This window comes from Neoroseomonas lacus (assembly GCF_014644535.1).
In the GTDB taxonomy this organism is placed as follows: Bacteria; Pseudomonadota; Alphaproteobacteria; order Acetobacterales; family Acetobacteraceae; genus Neoroseomonas; species Neoroseomonas lacus.
In genome coordinates this window covers 53,257-70,322 of sequence record NZ_BMKW01000020.1, presented here as the reverse complement: position 1 = coordinate 70,322, position 17,066 = coordinate 53,257, and the positions used below count along the sequence as shown (strand labels likewise).

The window sequence follows — 17,066 nt, the reverse complement described above, 5'->3', positions numbered from 1 at the left end:
GGACGCGCATCGGCGTGCGCACCAGCGTCGCGTCCTTGCCATGGAGCGCCTATGCGGCGCAGCGCGGCAGTTTCGCGATGCATATCGTTGGCCTCGGCAATGCGACCTTTGACGCCACCTCGATGCTGGTGAATGTCCTCGGCACGCCGGATCGCGCGCGCAACATCGGTGCCGGGAACACCACCGGCTATGGCAACGCCGCGCTCGACAGCCTCGTGGCGCGCGCCACCGGCACCTTCGACGATGCCGCGCGGCAGGAGATGCTGCGCGAGGCCACGCGCCTAGCGATGACCGATGCTGCCATCATCCCGCTCTACCACCAGACCAACAGCTGGGCACTGCGCCGTGGCCTGGTCTACGAGCCGCGGCTGGACGAGCGTACGCTCGCCAAGGAAGTCCGGAGGGCCGGCCCGTGACAATGATGCCAGGCATGGGCTGCAGCACGATGGGAACGGACTTTCCGGGTACCGGCTGGGAGGATTTAGATCCAAAGGCGGCGGGCATCGATCCGGCCGCGCTGGCGCGGCTAACCGAAGCACTGCGCACGCTGACGACAACCTCCTTCATGATCGTATCGCGCGGTCGCGTTGCCTATCGCTACGGTGAGGTGTCGGAGGTCAGCTACCTCGCCTCGACACGCAAGAGCATCCTGTCGCTGCTCTACGGCCCGCACGTCGCCGCGGGCTGCATCGACCTGTCGCTGACGCTGGAACAGCTCGGCATCGACGATGTGAAGGGCCTGTTGCCGCAGGAAAGGCGGGCGACGATCCGCGACGTCCTGACCAGCCGCTCTGGCGTCTACTATCCCGCGGGCAGCCCGGGCGGCGACGACGAGGGTACGCCGCAACGCGGCACCTACGCGCCTGGCACGCGGTTCCATTACAACAACTGGGATTTCAACATCGCCGGCGCGATCTTCGAGCAGCTTACCGGCATCGCCGTGCATGACGCGTTGCGCGACCAGCTCGCCATCCCGCTCGGCTTCGAGGATTTCGACCGTGGTCGCCAGCGCATGCTGGGCTATCCCGACCGCTCGCGCTTCCTCGCTTACCACATGTTCCTCTCCGGTCGCGACATGGCGCGGGTGGGGCTGCTGACGCTGCGCGGCGGGCGCTGGAATGGGCAGCAGATCGTGCCGGAATCCTGGGTGCGGGAGAGCGTCGCGCCGCATGTCCGGCCGGAGGACATGCAAGGCCGCTTCGCCGATCGTGGACTGGGCTACGGTTACTATTGGTGGCTGCCAATGCAGTCCCAGGCGCCGGAATGGGAAGGTGCCTTCCTCGCTTCCGGCCACTACGGCCAGTTCATCCTGGGCTTGCCGCGGCTCGACCTGTTGATGGTGCATCGCCGGGCGATCAGCGACGATCGCGCGATGCGGCGCAATGCCGGCATCGATCTCGGCGACCTGCCTTCTGTCTCCAGCACGCAGATGGTGGAACTCGGCCAGGCCGTGCTGGATGCCAGGGCGTGAAGCCGCGCATCGCCTTCATAGCCACGGGGGGCACCATCGCGTCGCTGGGTCATGGGGCGCTGGACACCTACGACTATGCTTCCGCCGGCCATCCGCTGCTTGATGCAGCCGGCATCCTCGACCGCTTTCCCGAAGCGCAGACGGTCGCCGATGTCAGGCCGGTCGCCTTCAGCGCGGTGCCAAGCACCGGGCTACACTTCCCCACCTGGAAGTCACTGGTCGTGCTCTGCGACCAGCTCGTCGCTGATGATCCGGGCCTCGCCGGCATCGTCATCGGCCACGGCACGGCGACGCTCGAGGAAACCGCCTACGCGCTGCACCTGACGCTGAAAGTGGCCGTGCCGGTGGTGCTGGTTGGCTCGCAGCGGCCGGCTTCCGCCTTGTCCACGGATGCCGGCATCAACCTGGTGAACGCTCTGCGTGTCGTTGCAGAGCCGGCGTCGCGCGGGCTCGGCGTGCTGGTCGTGCTGAACGACGAGATCCATGCCGCCCGTGACGTCACCAAGACCTCGACCAACCGGTTGCAGACCTTCCGCGCGCCCGATTTCGGCGCGCTGGGCCATGCCGATGGCGATGCGATCACCTATTACCGGCGGCCACTCCGCCGCGGCGCGCCACAGACCGAGTTCGACATCCGTGGCCTCGAGGCGCTGCCGCGCGTCGATATCAGCTACGCCTATGCGGGCGCCGACGGCACGGCCGTGCGCGCCTTCCTGGAATCGGGCGCCGACGGCATCGTCTCGGCAGGCTTTGCACCGGGCTCCTGCGCGCCCGGCGAGCTCGAAGGGCTGAAGCACGCTGTCGCGAAGGGCGTCGTCGTGGTGCAGTCGAGCCGCGCCGGGTCCGGGCGCGTTCCGCGCACCACGAAGCTCGGGCAGCACGGCTTCGTCGGCGCCGACAATCTCAACCCACAGAAGGCGCGGATCCTGCTGTCGCTCGCGCTGTCGGTGACGCGCGACCCGGCACGGATCGCCGCGATCTTCTCGACATACTGACGCAGCGCGTATCCCGCGCCAGGAGAGGAGGAACCATGACCGATACACCAGCCGATTTCTCGGCCGAGGTCAGCGGCGCGTTGATGATGGCGAACCTCACCCGGATTGCCGGATGGGTGAAGCTCTCCGGAACGGCCGAGGAACTGGAGGGGCTGCGCTTCCTTGAAGAGCGGATGGCGAGCTATGGCTGGCGCACCGCGATCGAGATGCACGATGCCTATATCAGCCTGCCGAGTGCGGCGCGAGTGCTGGTGGATGGCGCGTCGATCAAGGCGATCACGCACTCCTTTTCATTGTCTTCTCCACGGGAGGGACTGTCGGCCGTGCCTGTGTACCTTGGTCATGGCACGGCCGAGGACTTCGCCGGCAAGGACCTGCGTGGCGCGCTGCTGCTGTTGGAAGGCATGGCGACACCACCGGTCGCGAAGCGCGCGACGCAGGCGGGCGCCGCCGGTCAGCTCCATATCAGCCATCACGAGCATATCCACGAGATGTGCATCTCGCCCGTCTGGGGCAATCCGTCCGGCGCCACCCGCAACGATCTCCCGCGCACCGTTGTGGGCAGCGTATCGCAGCAGGATGGTGCGGCGATCCGCGACGCGCTGGCCGCCGGCAAGCGCCCGGCGGTGACCCTGCATGCCGATGTGGATACCGGCTGGCGGAAGACGCCAATCCTGGTCTGCGATCTGGACGGGCCAGGCGGTGCGGCCGATCCGTTCGTGCTGCTCTCCGGCCATCACGACACCTGGTACCACGGCGTGATGGACAACGGCTCGGCGAATGCCGGTATGCTCGAGGTGGCGCGCCTCGTCGCGCAGCGTCACGGTGCTTGGCGCCGCGGCATGCGGGTGTGCTTCTGGTCGGGCCACAGCCATGGCCGATACTCGAGCTCCGCCTGGTACGCAGACGAGCATTGGGACGAGCTCGACCGTCGCTGCGTCGCTCATGTGAACGTCGACAGTCTCGGCGGCAAGGGTGCGACCGTGCTGGCCAACACCAAGAGCACGGCGGAACTTCGCCGTCTCGCTGCAGAAGCGGTTCAACGACATGCCGATCAGGTGCTGAAAGGCACGCGGCGCGGCCGCAATTCGGATGAGAGTTTCGTTGGCATTGGCATCCCGTCGATCTTTGGTTCGATCAGTGCACAGCCACACCAGCACGAGCAGGCGCGCAACGCGCTTGGCTGGTGGTGGCACACGCCGGGCGATCTGCTCGACAAGATCGACGAGGCCAATCTCGTCCGCGACACGCGCGTGCTGCTTCATGGATGTTGGACTCTGCTAAGCGAGCCGGTGGTGCCGCTGGATCACGGGGCCACCGCGGCGACGCTGGCGGCGGAGCTGGAGCAACTGACGCCATCGCTTGCTGAGCGCTTCGATCTAGCGCCGATCATCTCTGAGGTGGCGACGCTGCGCGCACTGGCGACGGCCATCGACGAGCGGCGGGACGCGTCGCCTGCCGCCGCGCTTCCCGCGGCGAACGCGGCGCTGATGCGCGCCTCCCGCGCACTGGTGCCGATCGACTGCGCCGAAGGTGACCGCTTCACCCACCCCGACGCGCTGCCGCTAGCCGCCTGGGCGCCGCTCCAGCCGCTGCGCGCGCTCGCGACGAGCACGCCGGGTTCGGCGGACGAGAAGTTCATCGCCGTGGACGCCGTCCGTGCGCGCAACCGCCTTGTCCATGCCTTGCGCGAAGCAACGGCTGCGCTGGATGAAGCGCGGCAGGCATTAGGCGGCTGACCCCCGGCGACCATCTCCAAGCGGAGCAGACCATGATCCATCGTCGATCTCTTATTCTCGGCAGCCTCGCTATGCCGGCCATCGCCAACGCCCAGCCCACGGGCCCGCTTCGCGTCGTCTGTCCCTGGGCTCCGGGTGGCACGACCGATGCCTATCTGCGCGGTGTCGCCCCGCTGCTCGGCGCTCGGCTCGGTCGCGACGTGGTGGTGGAGAACCGCGGCGGCGCCTCGGGTTCCGTTGCACTCGGGTGGTTGAAGAACCAGCGGCCGGATGGGTCGGTGATCTCGCTGGTGACGGATGCGGCGTTCCGTGTCGCGATCGTGCAGAACGTACCCTATGACGCGCTGCAGGATTTCGACTTCCTCGGCGGCATGGCCAACACTGTCAGCGGTTGGGCCGTACGCCGCGACAGCCCGATCACCTCTCTGGGTGACCTGGTGGAGCGTGCGCGCGCGAACCCGGAGGGCATCACCTATGCTGCCGGCGGCACGCCGGACAATCCGCCGCTTGGCATGCGGCTGCTCGAGCATCGCAGTGGCGTCAGCTTCCTGTTCGTGCCTTTCGCAGGCGGCAGCCAGATGGTGACAGCGGTGCTCGGTGGCACGGTGGATGTCGTCTTTGATTCCATGGGCACGTTGGCTGGGCCGGTGGAGGGCGACGCGCTGCGGCTGCTCGCCCTGGCGGCCGAGGAGCGCGCGAGCCGCTGGCCGGACAAGCCGACGGCTCGCGAATTGGGCTTCGATGCCGTGCATCCTCTGCATACCGGCTTCATTGCCCCGCGCGGCCTGCCGGTCGCAGTGAAGCAGCAGTTCGACCAAGCACTCCAGAGCGTGGCTGCGGACCCGGCACATGGCGTGCTGCTCCAGCGTCTTGCGCTCGTGCCCTGGGCGCGCGATGCAGCCGGCTATGAGGAGGCGATCCGTACGATGTTTCGCGAACTCCCGGTCCAGCTGCGCGAACTGGGCTTGCCTACCCGTTTGTGAGAGGCGGCTGGGCAACGCCGCGCTGCGGCTCGAAGGTGGGAGCGGCCAGCAGGCCGGGGTTGGTTTGATCTGCGCGAATTGAGTTGGCCGCCGATGCGGTGCCGGCCTGTCGCGCAGGCTACAGCCCTCTCGCCGGCCAGCAATCGATTGTCCTGCGTGAAGTCGTCACGCTCGCCGCCTTCGCCCGATTCAGCGTGGGGTGAGAAGCGCCGCTGGCTTCGCTACAACTCGCCTGCCAGGAGCGCGTCGAGATCCTGCCCCAGGCTCCGCCATTCCTCTGGCGTGAACGCCATCAGGCCGAAGGCGCGGCACATATACGCGCCTTCCGCCGCCAGCAGCGTGAGGCGCGCCCGGCGCCCCGCAGGGGTCGTCAGGTCGAGTTCTCCGAACCTGCCACGATACCAGTCCCTGAGGGTGGCAACATGCTGCTCCGTCTCGATGAGCGCAGCCATCATCCCGGCGGCGCGGGCATAGGCTTCGTCCGTCTGGTCGATCGTCGCGCGGAGATGGCCGCGCACGGCCTCGACCGGGCCGGGGGAGGCGCCGACCAGCGGGATAACCTGCGCGTCATACTCGGCCTGCCAGCGATCCATCAGCGCAGCGATCAGGTCGTTCTTCGTGCCGAAGGACGATTGGATGCCGCCCTTTGACACGCCGGCCGCCTTCGCCAGGGCCTCGATGGTCAATCCGCGGGGGCCGTCCCTGAGGAGGATGTCCTCCGCCAGGCCCAGCACCCGTTCGCGATCTATGACAGGGCGACGTCCCATTGAGCCTCCTTGATCTCGTTTAAATACGTCCGTATGTATTCTGCGCCTGCCCATGCTGTCCGGCAAGCTTTGCCTTCTCATCGCCCCTGTCCCGAGACCTGCCGCCATGCATCGTCGCGCCGCGCTACTCTTTCTCGCTCTCGCCGCCTGTGACGACCAAGCATCTCAGGGAGTGGCCGCGATGCCACCTGCGAAAGTGGGCGTCGTGGTCGCGCGGCTGCAGTCCACGCCCTTTGCGGTCGAATACGGCGGCCGCGTCACCGCAGTGCGCCAGACCGAGGTGCGCGCCCGCGTTGGCGGCATCCTCCTGGAACGGGCCTATACGGAGGGAAGCCTGGTCCAGGAAGGCGACGTGCTGTTCCGGATCGATCCCGCGCCCTACCAGGCGAATGTGGCGCTCGCCGAGGCGCAGGTGCAGGAAGCCGAAGCGATCGTGCAGCGCGCGCAGCGCGACCATCGCCGCGCCACCGAGCTTCTGCGTGCGGATGCTGGCAGCCAGAAGGCGCGCGACGACGCCGCGGCCGCGCTGGCGCAAGGCGAGGCGAGCCTCGCCGCGGCGCAGGCGCGCCTGGCGCGTGCGCGGCTGGACCTCGACTACACCACTGTGACGGCCCCCATCTCCGGCGTCACCAGCCTCGAGACCTTTCCCGAGGGCAGCCTGATCGGCACGGGCGAGAACAATTCGCTTCTGACGCGCATCACGCAGCTCGACCCGGTGCATGTCGCCTTCGCCTTCAACGGCGGCGCCCTGGCCGTCCTGTCGCAGCAGGGCGTGCGCGGCCTGCCCGCCAAGGTGCTGCTGGGCCCGGGACCGGAGGACGGCCCGGAAGGCGAAGTCAGCTTCACCGATGCGACCGTGGACCCGACCACGGGCATGGTCCGCGGCCGCGCGACTTTCGCGAATGCGGACAGACGCCTCATTCCGGGCCAGTTCGTGCGCATCCGCATCACCGGCGCGGCGCGGGACGTCATTCGCATCCCGCAGGCAGCCGTCCAGCAGGATGTTCAGGGGCTCTATGCCTATGTCGTCGGCCAGGACAGGAAAGCGGAGCGCCGTCCCATACGAACCGGCCGGATGATTGCGCGCGACTGGGTCATCGAGGAAGGGCTGCAGCCCGGCGACCGTGTCATCGCCGAAGGCGTCGTGAAGGTTGTCGAGGGCGCGCCTGTCGAGGTCCAGGAAGCGGCGCCATGAGCCCGCGCTTCTTCGTCGACCGGCCGGTCCTGGCCGGCGTGTTGTCGATCGTCATCGTCCTGGCCGGATTGCTGGCGATGCGCGTGCTTCTCGTCGCGCAATACCCGCAGATCGTGCCGCCGCAGGTCGTCGTCTCCGCGACCTATGCCGGGGCCGACGCGGCGTCTGTGGCGCAGACCGTGGCGGCGCCGCTCGAACGCGCCATCAACGGGGTGGATGGGCTGCTCTACACGCAATCCGTCAACACGGATGGCGCGCTCACGCTCACCGTCAGCTTCCAGATCGGCACCGATCCGGACCAGGCGACGATCAATGTCAGCAATCGCGTGCAGAGTGTGCTCGCCACCCTGCCGAGCGAGGTCCAGCGCGTCGGCGTGACCGTGTCGAAGCAATCCAGCGCCTTCCTCGCGGTGGTTTCGCTGACGGCCGCGACGGATCGCTTCGATGAGGTCTTCCTGAGCAACTACGCCCTGCGGAACGTCATCGACGAGATCAAGCGCGTTCCCGGCGTGGGCAATGCCGCCCTGTTCGGCCAGCAGGAATACGCGATGCGCGTCTGGCTGAATCCCGAAAAGCTCGCGCAATTCTCCCTGACGGCATCGGATGTGGCGGCTGCCATTCGCGAGCAGAACAAGCAATTCGCGGCGGGGCAGATCAATGCCGCGCCGACCGCCGGCGGCGGCGCCTACACCTATGCGATGACGACGCAGGGGCGGCTGCCGGATGCGGCGGCGTTCGGCAACATCATCCTTCAGGCGCGCGAGGATGGAGCGACCCTGCGGCTGCGTGACGTCGCCCGCGTCGAGCTCGGCGCCCAGCAGTATGATTTCGTGGGAACCCAGGACGGCCGGCCGAGCGCGCCGTTCGGCGTCTTTCTCCAGCCCGGCGCGAATGCGCTGCAGACGATGGCCGCCGTGACCGCACGGATGAACGAACTGGCGGCCTCCATGCCTCAGGGGATGATCTACTCCGTCCCCTACAACACGACGACCTTCGTCCGCGTGTCGATCGAGCAGGTCATCTACACCTTCGTCGAGGCACTCATCCTCGTCGTCGCGGTCGTCTTCCTGTTCCTGCAGAACTGGCGCGCGACCGTCATCCCGCTGATCGCCATCCCGGTGTCGATCATCGGCACCTTCGCCGGCATGTATGTCCTTGGCTTCAGCATCAACATGCTGACGCTGTTCGGCATGATCCTCGCGATCGGCATCGTGGTGGATGATGCGATCGTCGTGGTGGAGAATGTCGAGCGCCTGATGGCCGAGGAAGGATTGTCGCCGCGCGACGCCTCCATCAAGGCGATGCAGGAGGTGACGGGGCCGGTCATCGCCATCGTGCTGGTGCTGTGCGCCGTCTTCATTCCCGTTGGCTTTCTCGGCGGGCTGAGCGGCGAGCTCTACAAGCAGTTCGCCATCACGATTTCCGTCTCGGTCGCACTGTCGGGCTTTGTCGCGCTGACGCTGACCCCCGCCTTGTGCGCGAGCATGCTGAAGGCCGGTCACCGCAACAGGCCGCTGCTGCCCTTCCGCATCTTCAACCGCGGCTTCGACGCCGTGACGCGCGGCTACACCACCGGTGTGCGCTTTTTCCTGCGCCGCAGCCTGCTGGGCCTGCTGTGCCTCGCCATGGTGTGCGTCCTGACGGTGGCCCTGTTCCGGCAAGTGCCGGGCGGCCTGGTACCGGAGGAAGACCAGGGCAGCCTGTTCGTCGTCTGGAACATGCCGCCGGCGACGGCGCTGGATGTCACGGCAGCCTCCGGGGCGGAGGTCGAACGGATATTGCTGGCCCATCCGAGTGTCATGACGGTCACCTCCTTCGCGGGCTTCAACCTACTGTCCAACGCACCCAGCACCAGCGCCGGGGCCGCCTTCATCGAGTTGCGGGACTGGTCCGAACGGACCGGGCCCGACCAGGATGCCCGTGTCCTGGCGAATGGCTTGTTCGCCGCGCTGTCGGAGGTACGGAATGCCATCGTCCTCGCCTTCAACCCACCCGCCATCGATGGCCTCGGCAATGTCGGCGGCTTCGAGATGCGGGTACTTGATCGTGCCGGTCTGGGCCGGGAGGCGCTGGCCGAGGGCGCCCGAGCGCTGGTGCAGGCCGCAGCGCAGCGCCCCGAACTCGCCGGCGTGAGCACGACCCTGCAGACGAATGTGCCGCGCTATCGCCTGGACATCGACCGTGACGCCGCCAAGGCCCGGGGTGTCGCCTTGTCGTCGCTGTTCGAAGCCGTGCAAAGCACCTTCAGCAGCCTGTACGTGAACGACTTCTCCCTGATGGGCCGCAACTACCGGGTCAACCTCCAGGCCGATGCCGATTATCGGCGCGATCCGACTGATCTCGACCGCGTCTTCATCCGCGCATCCAACGGCCAGATGGTGCCGGCCAGCGCCATGCTGACGCTGACCCGCGTGGTGGGCAGCGACCTGGTCGAGCACTTCAACGGATTCCCGGCAGCCACGATCAACGGATCCGCGGCACCGGGCTATTCCTCCGGACAGGCGCTTGCAGCCATGCAGGAACTGGCCGCCGCGACATTGCCGCGCGGCCTTCGCATCGCCTGGACGGGCGCCGCCTATCAGGAGCTCGCTGGCGGCAATGCGGGTGCCTTGGCGGTGGGCTTCGGCATCCTGATGGTGTTCCTGATCCTGGCCGCCCAGTATGGGCGGTGGACAATGCCGATCGCCGTGCTGCTCGCCGTGCCGTTCGGATTGCTGGGCGCCCTGGCGGCGGTGTGGCTGCGCGGGCTCAGCAACGATATCTACTTCCAGGTCGGGTTGATCACCCTTGTCGGGTTGGCTGCGAAGAACGCGATCCTGATCGTGGAGTTCGCGGCGCAGCAGCGCCGGGGGGGCAAATCCGCCGCCGACGCTGCGCTGGAGGCCGCCAGGCTGCGCTTCCGGCCGATCATCATGACGTCGATGGCTTTCATCCTCGGCTGCCTTCCTCTGGCGCTCAGCACAGGGGCCGGGTCCGGCAGCCGGGTGTCGATCGGCACGGCGGTGGTGGGCGGGATGCTCCCGCGACCTTCCTGGCGATCTTCCGGATCCCCCTGTTCTATCGGGTGTTTGCCGGCCGCGCTCAACCCGAGCGGGACCAGGACGCGGTCCTGCGGACCGGCCGTCGCGGCCGCCAGGAGGTCGTCGTTCGCCGGGCGTGAGGTCCCGAGGCGCGCCGATGGCGTCCACGCGGTCCCGGAGCGCCTCGTGGCGGCTGCGCCGTGCGGACTGTCCGTTGTGGCCGACATGATGTTCCTTTGACTGTGAACGGTCTGCTGAGTGATCAGGCGCCATCGCCGTTGCCGGGCGGAGCGCCAAGAAGCAGGGCGACGAAGGCCGCCGCGCCGATCAGCAACGCGCCGGCGAGCCAGGACCATGCGGCGACCTTGTTCTCGGACCCGGTCCCAAGACCGAGGCCAAGCGAACCGATGAAGGCCCATCCCATTCCGGCCATGAAGCCGATGAGCACGACGGTGCCCGGGTCCAGACGCCGCGCTGCTTCGCGCAGCTTCCGCCAGGCGCCGGCGGTGCGCCGCCAAGCCAGACCGCGGGCGGTCATCTCCGTCGCTTGCGTTTCGAATCCTGGTCCGCGCATTGCGGCGCCGGCAGACATGACCGCCGCTCCTTGGTTACTTACCCACTATTCGGGGGCCAGCGGAGGTTGCGTCCCCGACGCGTAAAGACGCCATTTGAAAGGGCCCGATGGCGCATAAAGGCGCCGTAAAGTCGGCACCCGGGCGTCGGCGCGTTTATGCGCTCTTTATGCCGTGCCCCCGGATCTCACATCGATCCTTTGCGCGGCCATCCGCTACGCCCTCTGCTCGGACCCGTCCTTTCTCGCTGGGGTAGCCCATGATCGACATTTTCCTGCTGGCGCTCGGCGTCGGCTTCTTCGGCCTGATGGTCGCCTATGCGGCCGGATGCGAGCGGGTGTGACCGCCGTGACCGAGCTGATCCTCGGCGGTGTCGTGACCGCCGGCCTCCTCCTCTACCTGCTGTGGGCGCTGCTGCGTCCCGAGGACCTCTGATCCCATGACCCTGCTCGGTTGGGCGCAGATCGCGCTCGTCCTCGCCAGCGTGATCGCCTGCGCGATCCCGCTGGCGCGCTACATCGCCGCCGTCGCGGCGGGCCGCGTCACATTCCTCGCGCCCGTGGAGCGGGCGATCTACGGCCTCGCGGGCATCGACCCGGCGCGCGGCATGGGCTGGAAGGGCTACACGCTGGCGATGCTGGCCGCGAATGCCGTCGGCTTCCTGATCCTCTACGGCCAGCTCCGGCTGCAGGGGCTGCTGCCGCTCAACCCGCAAGGCTTTGACGGGATCGCCCCCTGGCTTGCCTTCAACACGGCCGTCAGCTTCACCACCAACACCAACTGGCAGGCCTACAGCGGTGAGTCGGCGATGAGCTACCTTAGCCAGATGTGGGGCCTTGTGGTGCACAACTTCACCTCGGCCGCCACCGGTATCGCGCTCGCGCTCGCTGTCTCTCGCGCCTTCGCCGCCGGCGCGCTGAAGGAGCTCGGCAATTTCTGGGCCGACTTCGTGCGGATGAACCTCTACGTCCTGCTGCCGCTCGCAATCGTGGTCGGCCTGGCTTTCGTCGCCATGGGCATGCCGCAGACGCTGTCGGCTTATATCGAGGCGACGACACTGGAAGGCGCGGTCCAGACCATCCCGCTCGGTCCGGCCGCCTTCCAGATCGCCATCAAGCATCTCGGGACCAATGGCGGCGGCTTCTTCGGTGTCAACGCCGTGCATCCCTTCGAGGGTCCCTCGGCGCTCGCCACCGCGCTGCAGATCTGGTCGCAGGCCGTGATCCCCTTCGCCCTCGCGCTGACCTTCGGGCATATCGTGGGCGACGTACGGCAGGGCCGCGCGCTGCTTGCCGTCATGGTCGGCTTCGTCGTTGTCGCGACCGGCCTGATCTACGCCGCGGAAGCCGGCGGCAACGCGCTGCACCTCGCCGCCGGCGTCGATCCGACGCAGGGCAACATGGAGGGCAAGGACGTCCGATTCGGCATGGCGCTGGTCGCCCTGTTCACGGCGACGACCACCGGCGCCTCCTGCGGCGCGGTGAACGCGATGTTCGACAGCTTCACCCCGCTCGGCGGGATGATCCCGCTGTTCCTGATCCAGCTTGGCGAGGTACTGCCGGGCGGCGTCGGCTCCGGCCTCTACGGCATCCTGGTCTTCGCGCTGCTGGCGGTCTTCGTCGCCGGGCTGATGGTCGGGCGCACGCCCGAATATCTCGGCAAGAAAGTGCAGGCGAAGGAGGTGAAGCTCGCCATGCTCGCGGTGCTGGTCCTGCCAGCCGCGATCCTGGGCTTCACCGCGATCTCCGTGGTGCTGCCATTCGCCGTGTCCTCGATCCAGGATGCCGGGCCGCATGGCCTGTCGGAGATGCTCTATGCCTACACCTCGGCGGCGGGCAACAACGGCTCCGCTTTCGGCGGGCTGACGGCGGACACGCCCTGGCTGAACACGACGCTGGGCATCGCCATGCTGCTCGGTCGCTTCGCCTATATCGTGCCGGTGATGGCGATCGCCGGCTCACTCGCCGCGAAGCCGAAGCTGGCGGTTTCCACCGGCACCTTCCCAACGCACGGCCCACTGTTCATCGGGCTGCTCGCCGGCGTCATCCTGATCCTCGGCGGCCTGCAGTTCATGCCCGCCCTAGCCCTTGGCCCCGTCGCCGAGCACTTCGTGCTCGCGGCCGGCAAGACCTTCTGAGGCCATCCACCATGGACGCCATCCCTACCCTTCATGCAGGCGAGGCCCGTCACACGATGCGCGGCGGCGCGCTGCTCACCGGCCCGATCGTCCGACGCGCGGCGCTCGACGCCTTCGCCAAGCTCGACCCGCGCCGCCTGGTGCGCAACCCGGTCATCTTCGTCACCGAGATCGTCGCGATCCTGGTGACGGTGCTGGCCTGCCGCGCCGTCGGAGTCGGCCAGCCCGGGACATTCCAGGCCGGCATCGCGCTGTGGCTGTGGCTGACCGTGCTGTTCGCCACCTTCGCCGAGGCCGTGGCAGAGGGTCGCGGCCGCGCCCAGGCGGAGAGCCTGCGGCGCACGCGGACTGACACTCGCGCGAAGCTGCTGCTGCGCGCCGACGACCGCACGCTGTGGCAGCCGCGCTCTGCCACCGAACTGCGCGTCGGCGAGTTGGTGCTGGTCGAGGCCGGTGACCTTATCCCCTCCGACGGCGATGTGGTGGAAGGCATCGCTTCCGTGAACGAGGCCGCGGTGACCGGCGAGAGCGCGCCGGTGATCCGCGAGAGCGGCGGTGACCGCAGCGCGGTGACCGGCGGTACGCTGGTTGTCTCCGACTGGATCGTGGTGCGCATCACCGCCGCGCCGGGTTCCACCTTCCTCGACCGCATGATCTCGCTGGTCGAGGGTGCCAGCCGGCAGAAGACGCCGAACGAGATCGCGCTCGACATCCTTCTCGCAGGCATGACGATCATCTTCCTGATCGCGGTGGCGACGCTGGTTGGGCTGGCCTCCTGGAACGGGCAGCCACCGTCCGCCGCCGTGCTGGCGGCGCTGCTGGTCACGCTGATCCCGACCACGATCGGCGGCCTGCTCTCGGCCATCGGCATCGCCGGCATGGACCGCCTCGTGCGGTTCAACGTGCTGGCCACGTCCGGCCGGGCCGTGGAAGCCGCCGGCGACGTGGACGTGCTGCTGCTCGACAAGACCGGCACCATCACGCTCGGCAACCGCCAGGCCGCCGGATTCATCCCGGTCCCTGGCGTGACGGAGCGCGAGGTCGCCGAGGCAGCCATGCTGTCCAGCCTGGCGGACGAAACGCCGGAGGGCCGCTCGATCCTGGCGTTCGCTCGGGAGCGCTACGGGATCGTCACGCCAGAGCTGCCTGCAGAGGCGCGTGTGGTCCCCTTCACGGCACAGACCCGCATCTCCGGCCTCGACCTGCCGGCGGGGGCCTATCGCAAGGGCGCGGTGGACAGCCTCTCCCGCATGCTCGGCGAGGAGCCGCCGCCGGCGCTGCGCGAGGCGGTGGAGCGCATCGCGCGCGCCGGCGCCACGCCTCTGGCAGTCGCGAAGGACGGCCGGATGCTCGGCGCGATCGAGCTCAAGGATATCGTCAAGACCGGCATGCGCGCACGCTTCGATGCGCTGCGGAAGATGGGCATCCGCACGGTGATGGTGACCGGCGACAACCGCCTGACCGCGGCCGCCATCGCCGCCGAGGCCGGCGTGGACGACTTCATCGCCGAGGCAACGCCCGAAGACAAGCTGGCCTACATTCGCAAGGCGCAGGCCGAAGGCCGGTTGGTTGCAATGGCCGGCGACGGCACCAACGACGCGCCTGCCCTCGCCCAGGCCGATGTCGGGCTCGCCATGCAGACCGGCACGCAGGCGGCGCGTGAGGCCGGCAACATGGTCGACCTCGACAGCGACCCCACGAAGCTGATCGAGGTGGTGGAGATCGGCAAGCAGCTGCTGATCACCCGCGGCGCGCTGACCACCTTCTCCATCGCCAACGATGTCGCGAAGTACTTCGCCATTCTGCCGGCGATCTTCGTGGCGTCCTATCCGGAACTGGGGGCGCTGAACGTGATGGCGCTCGCCTCGCCGCAAAGCGCCATCCTCTCGGCGGTGATCTTCAATGCGCTGATCATCGTCGCGCTTGTGCCGCTGGCGCTGCGCGGCGTGCGCTACATGCCGGTCGGCGCGGCCGCGCTGCTGCGTCGCAACCTGCTGATCTACGGGCTGGGCGGCATCGTCGCGCCCTTCGTCGGCATCAAGATCATCGACGTCATCCTCCAGCTCCTGGGGCTCGCCTGACCATGACCGCCATCCTCCGTCCGGCCATCAGTGTGGTCGTTATTCTCACTCTCTTCCTCGGCCTCGCCGTGCCGTTGGCCTTCACCGGGATCGCCGGCGTGCTCTTCCCAGCCCAAGCCGGCGGCAGCCTGGTCGAGCGGGATGGGAAGGTGATCGGCTCCTCGCTGATCGGCCAGAGCTTCACCTCGGCGCGCTACTTCCACCCGCGTCCGTCCGCGACCACCGAGCCTGACCCGGCGAATGAGGGCAGCACCCGCGCCGCGCCCTACAATGCGGCCGCCTCCGCCGCCTCGCAGCTCGGTCCGACCTCGGCAGCGCTGCTGGAAGCAGTGACGGAGCGCGTCGCCACGCTCGGCGGCGCTCCGGTGCCGGCTGATGCCGCTACCGCCTCGGGCTCGGGCCTGGATCCGCACATCAGCCCCGAGAACGCGGTGCGGCAGATCGCGCGCGTTGCCGCCGCGCGTGGCCTGCCGGAGGCCCGGCTCGCGGATCTGGTCGCGCGCCACACGGAAGGCCGGGAGCTTGGCCTGTTCGGCGAGCCGCGCGTGAACGTCCTTCGCCTCAACCTCGCGCTTGATGCGCTGCGCTGACCCCTGCGCAACCTGACTTGGAGATCAACAGTATCATGCGCACCCGCCTGTACTCTGCGGTCGCGATCGCGGCCCTCCTGAGCACGCCGGCCGTCGCCCAGACAGTTGCAAGCCCACCCTCCGAGACCCCGCCGGCATCTGAGACCGCGTCGCCCGCACCCACCCCGGGCATCGCCATCCCGGACACCGGCCTCACGCTCACCTCCACCGCGGCGGCTTCCAGCGACTACCTGTTCCGGGGCATCAGCCAGACCCGGAACAGGCCCGCGGGGCAGGGCACCTTCGACCTCGCGCACGAAAGCGGGGTCTATGCCGGCGCCTTCGTCAGCAACGCTACCTTCCTCGGCAACCCCTACAACGACACCCGGCAGGAGCTCGACCTGCTCGCCGGCTACCGGTTCACGGTGGGCCATGTCAGCCTCGACGTCGGCTACATCGCCTATCTGTACCCGGACCAGAGCAAGCCGCCCGGGACGCAGCTGAACGAGTACCAGGAGGTCGCGCTCCGCGCCTCGAGCCAGGTGACCGAGGCGCTGAAGCTCTCGGCGGCCATCAATTACTCGCCGAACTTCTTCGGGCGATCTGGCAACGCCTACTACGTGGAGGGCGGTGCCGACGTCTCGCTGCCGCTCGGCTTCACCGCCTTCGGGCGGCTCGGCTACCAGTGGATCGAGAACAACGCGCGCTTCGGCACGCCGGACTACCTCTGGTACGGCATCGGCGTGCAGCGCGAGATCGTCCTCGGCGTGACCCTGGCCGTGGGCTGGTACGGCACCAACATCAGCCAGAGCGAATGCGCGCCGGTGGCCGACCGCGCCGATACGGGCCAGAAGATCTGCGACGGCCGGGTGCTGGTGACGCTGAGCCGCACTTTCTAGAGCGTGATGGCCGTAGGTGCGAATGCACCGAAGGTCTGAATCGCGCGATAGAACAATTGGTTAGAGCGTCATGCGTGAACGACGTTGAACGCATCCCGCTCTGACGGTGCGCCTGCGTGCGTTGAGGAGACATCGCCTCGTTCGCACTCGTGGCCGGGCGCGCGAGGACGTTGGTCTGCCGCCTTGTGGCTGAGGATAATTCGCTGACTCTGCTGCTCGCCGTGCCGATCTGGCTCGGCGGGCTCGTGGCGATCAGCGGAGGCACTGTCTTCGCGCTGCCGAGGCTGCCCAGGATCAGATCGGCGCGTTGATGCGCTCTTTATGCGATCGACCCGGATCTCACATCGATTCTTTGCAGCCCCGCGGACCATGTTCGGCCGGCGCCCCAATCGCTGCCCAGCCCGGCATGGTGCCGGAGCCGATCCGGCCGGGGCCGTAGGCGGGCTTACTGCCTGTGAGGACCATGACGTCGCTTCCCGAACTCCTGATGCAGATGGGCCCGGCTTGGCATGCTGTGCTGGCGATTGCCGGCGGTTGCCTTTGGCTTCTCGCGTTCCGCCGGGTGCTGCGCGACCTGCGGCGCGTTTCGCCAGCCAGGCCGGAACAGGCGCGCTGCGGCCTGCCCAGCGGCCCGCTTG

13 protein-coding genes and 1 pseudogene are annotated in these 17,066 nt (G+C 68.2%); 12 read left to right on the top strand and 2 right to left on the bottom strand.

Annotated elements, in window-relative coordinates; genetic code table 11:
- The 5 genes and pseudogenes from IEY36_RS27840 to IEY36_RS27825 form a co-directional block, all read left to right on the top strand.
- A pseudogene (locus tag IEY36_RS27840) lies at positions 1-416 on the top strand (ABC transporter substrate-binding protein); the annotation flags it as partial.
- A gap of 2 nt (positions 417-418) precedes the next feature.
- On the top strand, positions 419-1,471 hold the full coding sequence (locus IEY36_RS30880; RefSeq protein WP_229681637.1) for a serine hydrolase domain-containing protein: 1,053 nt from the start codon (positions 419-421) through the stop codon (positions 1,469-1,471).
- Positions 1,468-2,466 (top strand): asparaginase, encoded by a 999-nt coding sequence (locus IEY36_RS27835; RefSeq protein ID WP_229681633.1) that lies wholly within the window; start codon positions 1,468-1,470, stop codon positions 2,464-2,466. The genes IEY36_RS30880 and IEY36_RS27835 overlap by 4 nt, the downstream gene beginning before the upstream one ends.
- Positions 2,467-2,549: 83 nt before the next feature.
- Positions 2,550-4,205: a M28 family peptidase gene (locus IEY36_RS27830; RefSeq protein ID WP_229681632.1), complete on the top strand. Its 1,656-nt coding sequence runs from the start codon at positions 2,550-2,552 to the stop codon at positions 4,203-4,205.
- 32 nt (positions 4,206-4,237) lie between these two features.
- On the top strand, positions 4,238-5,188 hold the full coding sequence (locus tag IEY36_RS27825; RefSeq protein ID WP_188973142.1) for a Bug family tripartite tricarboxylate transporter substrate binding protein: 951 nt from the start codon (positions 4,238-4,240) through the stop codon (positions 5,186-5,188).
- 221 nt (positions 5,189-5,409) lie between these two features.
- Here IEY36_RS27825 and IEY36_RS27820 read toward each other — a convergent pair whose 3' ends face one another.
- A complete protein-coding gene (locus tag IEY36_RS27820; RefSeq protein WP_188973140.1) occupies positions 5,410-5,955 on the bottom strand; it encodes a TetR/AcrR family transcriptional regulator in 546 nt (181 codons plus the stop codon).
- A gap of 181 nt (positions 5,956-6,136) precedes the next feature.
- On the opposite strand from IEY36_RS27820, the gene IEY36_RS27815 reads away from it, so the two are divergent.
- Both IEY36_RS27815 and IEY36_RS27810 read left to right on the top strand, forming a co-directional pair.
- The gene (locus IEY36_RS27815; RefSeq protein ID WP_229681631.1) at positions 6,137-7,150 is read left to right on the top strand and encodes an efflux RND transporter periplasmic adaptor subunit; all 1,014 of its coding nucleotides are present in this window, start codon (positions 6,137-6,139) and stop codon (positions 7,148-7,150) included.
- Entirely contained in the window at positions 7,147-10,410 is a 3,264-nt protein-coding gene (locus IEY36_RS27810) for an efflux RND transporter permease subunit (protein WP_272873145.1), read from the top strand. The genes IEY36_RS27815 and IEY36_RS27810 overlap by 4 nt, the downstream gene beginning before the upstream one ends.
- A 22-nt stretch (positions 10,411-10,432) precedes the next feature.
- Here the strand turns inward: IEY36_RS27810 and IEY36_RS27805 are convergent, their stop codons facing one another.
- On the bottom strand, positions 10,433-10,708 hold the full coding sequence (locus tag IEY36_RS27805; protein WP_188973136.1) for a hypothetical protein: 276 nt from the start codon (positions 10,706-10,708) through the stop codon (positions 10,433-10,435).
- A gap of 373 nt (positions 10,709-11,081) precedes the next feature.
- Between IEY36_RS27805 and kdpF the strand changes: the two genes are divergently transcribed.
- The 5 genes from kdpF to IEY36_RS27780 are packed head-to-tail and all read left to right on the top strand — an operon-like array spanning position 11,082 to position 16,428.
- A complete protein-coding gene (gene kdpF, locus IEY36_RS27800; RefSeq protein WP_194491549.1) occupies positions 11,082-11,177 on the top strand; it encodes a K(+)-transporting ATPase subunit F in 96 nt (31 codons plus the stop codon).
- A gap of 4 nt (positions 11,178-11,181) precedes the next feature.
- A complete protein-coding gene (gene kdpA, locus IEY36_RS27795) occupies positions 11,182-12,879 on the top strand; it encodes a potassium-transporting ATPase subunit KdpA (protein ID WP_188973132.1) in 1,698 nt (565 codons plus the stop codon).
- Between the two features lie 56 nt (positions 12,880-12,935).
- A complete protein-coding gene (kdpB, locus tag IEY36_RS27790; protein ID WP_229681636.1) occupies positions 12,936-14,960 on the top strand; it encodes a potassium-transporting ATPase subunit KdpB in 2,025 nt (674 codons plus the stop codon).
- A 2-nt stretch (positions 14,961-14,962) separates the two neighbouring features.
- Positions 14,963-15,550 carry a potassium-transporting ATPase subunit KdpC gene (gene kdpC, locus IEY36_RS27785; protein WP_188973128.1) on the top strand — a complete coding sequence of 196 codons (588 nt, stop codon included), beginning with the start codon at positions 14,963-14,965 and terminating at the stop codon, positions 15,548-15,550.
- Positions 15,551-15,585: 35 nt separating this feature from the next.
- Positions 15,586-16,428, top strand: a complete 843-nt coding sequence (locus tag IEY36_RS27780; RefSeq protein WP_188973126.1) for a TorF family putative porin — start codon at positions 15,586-15,588, stop codon at positions 16,426-16,428.
- Positions 16,429-17,066: the final 638 nt, after the last annotated feature.